We start from the raw sequence: 3,805 nt of genomic DNA, 5'->3' as shown, positions 1-3,805 counted from the left end.
ATTGGTCGGCGTGGCAGGCGATTTCAACGATCGAACAACGCCGCGACCGCCGCATCCGAGCGTTGCACGACAAGATCCGCCACCTCGAACAGACCGCGGCAACCGACATCGCGGTACACCACACCAGGCAGGCTGCGGCCGTGGTTCGCATGAACGAGCACGGATGTAGCACCGACGATATCGCCGAACTACTCGAAATCAGCGTCAGGGGCGCGCGCCAACTACTTGCCGCCGGGCAGAAAAAGCCTGGACCAGGCGCGCAGGCGGCACATCGTGAGCGCGAGCAGAGGCTCAACGAGCCGCCGCGGTCCGCGGGATCGGCAGAACAATCGCCGTAACCGACGGTCAGAGATAGACCGCCGAGGGGATCACCGAACGCAGGCTCCGCAAGCGAGCTCCGACCGGCCAACGGTGGCAGGGGTCTACGACCCTGTATCGGGAGAGATCACGCGTCGTTGAGGTAACCCCCGACGTTCCAGACGATCCCCTGGAAACCGCCTGGAGGCACCGGATGCCGCACCGGGATCCCGGCGGCGGGCGCGAAGGGCCAAAAGCACATGCCACATCGGTGGCAGTACACCCCAGCCCGCCAAACCGCGTACGCCGCAGGAGCCCCGCGCCGAATCCGGGCCGAGCGTCGCAACCGCCGGAACGCGAACCACAAAATCAGCAACGACGGAAGCGCGAGGAAAAGCGCAAAACCAAAAGCGCCGATCAAAATCGAAGCAGCCGAGACGTCGGGGTGTGGACGGCTTATTAGCACGCCCCCAGCGGCGAAATACCCGACCGCAGGCAAGCTCAGCACCAGTGCGAGGGTGGTGAGGCGCCCAGCACCCCGGAATCCGGGCTCGGGCGCGAGTGATTGTGCGAGATAACTGGATTGCGTTCGCTCGACGAGCGAGGAACCCATGACCGGCACCAGGCCCGACGAACTCACACCGACACCGGAGTAGTAGTCGGTGCCATAAACCGTCGAGGTCCCCGAAGCGCGGATCGCGGGAACGCTCTGCACGCAATCGTCGTAACCGCAAGAGGGACAAGATATATCGACGCTCATGAGGTTCCGATTCCCTCCGACCGCCGCTGCGCCGGGAAGATCGCAGGTGCGCAACAACGTCTCTGCTCGTAGCCGGGCGGTTTCTACCGGTGATCGCAACACTCCCGTAGGTTCTGGAGGTTGTGTTGCCGTCGTCGCGTCGCGTGAAGAAGGGGCCGGGGCGTCGTCCGCAATCGGCCAAACGTCAACGGTTCATGGAGCTTCGGGCTCGCGGCTGGAGCGTTCAGCGCGCGGCTCGCGAAGTCGGAGCATCGCGCACCGCGGGCGCCAACTGGTCACGTGGCTACAAGACCTACCGCAACGGCAAGGTCGTCGGGTTCGTGCCGGCCTTGGACCGGTTGGCAGTACGTCAGATCGACGCCCGGTTCCTGTCCCAGGACGAGCGAATCGAGATCGCTGATCTACGCCAGGCAGGCATGAGCATCCGCGCGATCGCGACCCAGCTGGGCCGATCACCATCGACAATCTCACGGGAACTACGACGAAATGCGTTCAAGACCAAAGGGTATCGCCCCTTCGAAGCCCATCGACGTGCCACTGCACGGCGCGCTCGGCGGCATCGCCGTCGCCTCGAAACTCACCCCGAACTGGAACGCATGGTCGCGGAGTTGCTGGCGCAGCGGTGGAGCCCTCAGCAGATCAGTCGGCACCTGCGGAAACGGTTCCCCAGCGATCCGCAGATGTGGTTGTGCCACGAGACCATCTATCAGGCCGTCTACCAGCCCGGATCGTCCCTCTTGCGGCCCTCGCGGCTCGCACCGCATCGTCGCTCGCCGCTACGCACCGGTCGCGATCATCGGCGCGCTCATCAGAATGCCGAACGACGCCGACCACGATTCCAACGTCCCATGCTCACCGTCCACGATCGCCCATTTCGGCCCGAGGACCGCACGCAAGCGGGGCACTGGGAGGGAGATCTCATCGTTGGCAAGGATCAGAGTTCGGCGATCGGCACACTCGTCGAGCGCCAGACCCGCATGGTCCGGTTACTGCATCTGTCCTCCCGCGACAGCGAATCTCTGCACACGGCGCTGACCGCCAGGATGCGTGATCTGCCACCGGCATTGCTGCGGTCGATCACCTGGGACCAAGGCACCGAGATGGCCCGGCACGTCACGATCGCGCGGTCGCTGGGCGCCCCGATCTACTTCTGCGACTCCCATTCCCCGTGGCAGCGCGGCTCGAACGAGAACGCGAACGGGTTGTTGCGCGACTACTTTCCGAAGGGAACCAACCTCAACATCCACTCGCCCAAGCATCTTCTGGCCGTCGAGGACGAACTCAACCACCGCCCCCGAAGCGTCCTTCAAGACCGTTGCCCGGCAGAGCTTTTCACCGCTCTGCTAGCCTCCGAGAATCAGTCGGTGTTGCGACGTTGACTAGAATCAGCCGTTTCCGTCAGATGGTCCGGATTGGCGTTCCGTTGACAGAGTGGCCTACTGACGCCGTCAGTAGCAGGGATGGGGTGTTGACGGCGTCAGCAGGGAACAGGTACCGTCTGTGCCGGAAAATTGCGCGAAGTTTCGTGAAATTCCTGTTGCTACCGGCGGAGACGTTGTATCGAACGGCTCAGCTCGACTTTTGTGAGGCAGGGGTTAGGGGTTCGATTCCCCTAGGCTCCACAATTTTGGCCAAATAGCGGCATTGAGCAGGGACTTTTCATCAAGCCGCCGATAACGGCAGGATTCGTTCGTATTCGAGTTTTCCCTGCTCATTGCCATTTTTCGTGTTCTATCCCTCGCAAGGTACCCCCTCCGGCCCGGTGGTGAACAGGTCAGGAACGTGAGTGCTCGGCCGACCCGCGGATGCATTCCCCGGTCGGCTCCCTGAATCTCAGGACCGGCTCCGCCCATGAGTGTCGCGAGTACGAACGCCACGTTCACGCAACCGGTTCAGCACAGTCACAGGATCGACGGCGTGGTGCCGGGCGACCCGAGCGAGAGACCAACCTCGGCTATGCAGATCAACCGCCTCGTCGGCCTGCTCCCGAGCCAGACCACGTCCTCGCATCGGAATATTGCGCCGATGCAGAATCGCGCTGACGGTACGACGATCTACGCCAAACCGGTCTCCCAACTCATATGTCGTCGCACCGGACACGTAGCCCTGGATCAATCTCTTCCTCGTCATCGAGACGACGCGCCCGACGCAGTGCAGACTTGTCGGCCCGCACCGGCCGTGGACCCTTATCGCCAATACCCGCTTGATCGCTATCCCCCGGGTCGGCTACCTGCTGCCGTGCCAGGTCAACAAGTACCGTCGCGATCTTCTCGACATCAGGCGGGTCACGACGGACGCCATATACACGGATCCCGCCCCATCGAGGATCGACGTTGTTCGAAGTTGCCATACGACCATCCTCGGCCCGGACCACAACACCAGCCGTGCAGGCCGTGACTCGACCAGGCAGCCTTCCGCCTCGACGCCCGCACATCCCGGAGCAGAGAAGGCTCGTCGCGAAGCGCAACGGCTGAACCGCGTTCCGCCAATGGGGCCGCCCGCTCTCAGGGTGGCCAATACGTTGCGCCTGAAGTATCCAGCACGCGGTCACTACCGCTGCTCAAATACGGCGCATCGGTAGTCGTCACAGGATCGACCTCGACGTCGAGGGCGCCGCGGCATCGGCGTCTACTCCGCCAGCAAAGCCGCGATTCGCCAATTCAGCCGCGTCTGGACGATCGAACTCGCACCACGCGGAATCCGGGTCAACACAATCGCCCCCGGCCCCACCGCCCCCCAGACTCACGG

At 63.4% G+C, this 3,805-nt stretch carries 5 protein-coding genes; 3 read left to right on the top strand and 2 right to left on the bottom strand.

The features are described from left to right. Positions 1 to 338: hypothetical protein (locus A5780_RS41755; protein ID WP_231982886.1), on the top strand; the 338-nt coding region annotated here is incomplete at its 5' end. Positions 339 to 445: 107 nt separating this feature from the next. Here the strand turns inward: A5780_RS41755 and A5780_RS07680 are convergent. Beyond that, on the bottom strand, positions 446 to 1,012 hold the full coding sequence (locus tag A5780_RS07680; protein WP_064908111.1) for a hypothetical protein: 567 nt from the start codon (positions 1,010 to 1,012) through the stop codon (positions 446 to 448). Positions 1,013 to 1,251: 239 nt separating this feature from the next. On the opposite strand from A5780_RS07680, the gene A5780_RS07675 reads away from it, so the two are divergent. Further along, positions 1,252 to 2,436: an IS30 family transposase gene (locus tag A5780_RS07675; protein ID WP_064908110.1), complete on the top strand. Its 1,185-nt coding sequence runs from the start codon at positions 1,252 to 1,254 to the stop codon at positions 2,434 to 2,436. 698 nt (positions 2,437 to 3,134) lie between these two features. On the opposite strand, the gene A5780_RS39820 is transcribed toward A5780_RS07675, so the two are convergent. After that, positions 3,135 to 3,407, bottom strand: coding sequence for a hypothetical protein (locus tag A5780_RS39820; RefSeq protein ID WP_156769410.1), 273 nt, complete (start codon positions 3,405 to 3,407; stop codon positions 3,135 to 3,137). Positions 3,408 to 3,677: 270 nt separating this feature from the next. Between A5780_RS39820 and A5780_RS38945 the strand changes: the two genes are divergently transcribed. After that, the coding region (locus A5780_RS38945) for an SDR family oxidoreductase (protein WP_197521691.1) at positions 3,678 to 3,805 on the top strand (128 nt) is incomplete at its 3' end.

It is taken from the genome of Nocardia sp. 852002-20019_SCH5090214 (assembly GCF_001665865.1).
In the GTDB taxonomy this organism is placed as follows: domain Bacteria; phylum Actinomycetota; class Actinomycetes; order Mycobacteriales; family Mycobacteriaceae; genus Nocardia; species Nocardia nova.
This window is presented reverse-complemented; position numbering and strand designations above follow the sequence as displayed.